Below are 893 nucleotides of genomic sequence, written 5' to 3' on the forward strand. Positions count from 1 at the left end.
ACGGGTATGAACCGTACGCTCTAGCCAGCTGAGCTACACCGCCGAAATGATTATATATTTATGGTGGAGCCTAGCGGGATCGAACCGCTGACCTCCTGCGTGCAAAGCAGGCGCTCTCCCAGCTGAGCTAAGGCCCCATGTAAAAGAAGTGTCACTGGTCGGGAAGACAGGATTCGAACCTGCGACCCCTTGGTCCCAAACCAAGTGCTCTACCAAGCTGAGCTACTCCCCGTATAATGGCGCGCCCGAGAGGAGTCGAACCCCTAACCTTTTGATCCGTAGTCAAACGCTCTATCCAATTGAGCTACGGGCGCAAAATAATGGAGCGGAAGACGGGATTCGAACCCGCGACCCCCACCTTGGCAAGGTGATGTTCTACCACTGAACTACTTCCGCATAGAGAATATTATTTTTCTTATTGAATCAAGCTTGGAGTTTAACAAATGCTTTAAATGCCTTTGGCATTTAAAGCAGATTGAGTCTCTCGAGACAGTCAATCTGGTGCGGGTGAAGGGAGTCGAACCCCCACGCCTTGCGGCGCCAGATCCTAAGTCTGGTGCGTCTGCCAATTCCGCCACACCCGCAATATGAAATTAAAAATGGTGAGCCATGAAGGACTCGAACCTTCGACCCTCTGATTAAAAGTCAGATGCTCTACCGACTGAGCTAATGGCTCGTACTAAGATTCTGCTGCCTAAAGCATGAAACTGCTTGGTCAGATGTTCCAAAGCCCTGCGTGCTTTGTCACAGATTGCTATTCGGATGAAGAATCTCACTGATGCTGCAATCTGCTCTACCGACTGAGCTATTGGCTCATTTCTTATGAAGAGCATTTTGCTCATTCAAAAGTTATGGTGGAGGATGACGGGATCGAACCGCCGACCCTCTGCTTG

General features: G+C 49.9%; 6 tRNA genes. All 6 read right to left on the reverse strand.

The window, feature by feature from the left end:
* Positions 1 to 61 precede the first annotated feature (61 nt).
* The 6 genes from PBF_RS24765 to PBF_RS24790 all read right to left on the reverse strand — a co-directional run bounded on the left by PBF_RS24765 (position 62) and on the right by PBF_RS24790 (position 676).
* Positions 62 to 137, reverse strand: a tRNA-Ala gene (locus PBF_RS24765).
* 18 nt (positions 138 to 155) lie between these two features.
* A tRNA-Pro gene (locus PBF_RS24770) sits at positions 156 to 232 on the reverse strand.
* A gap of 5 nt (positions 233 to 237) precedes the next feature.
* Positions 238 to 314: transfer RNA gene (locus tag PBF_RS24775), tRNA-Arg, on the reverse strand.
* Positions 315 to 321: 7 nt separating this feature from the next.
* Positions 322 to 396, reverse strand: a tRNA-Gly gene (locus PBF_RS24780).
* 103 nt (positions 397 to 499) lie between these two features.
* Positions 500 to 584: transfer RNA gene (locus PBF_RS24785), tRNA-Leu, on the reverse strand.
* A gap of 16 nt (positions 585 to 600) precedes the next feature.
* Positions 601 to 676, reverse strand: a tRNA-Lys gene (locus tag PBF_RS24790).
* Positions 677 to 893 lie beyond the last annotated feature (217 nt).

The sequence above is a fragment of the Cytobacillus firmus DS1 genome, assembly GCF_000565285.1.
Lineage (GTDB): Bacteria > Bacillota > Bacilli > Bacillales > Cytobacillaceae > Cytobacillus > Cytobacillus firmus_A.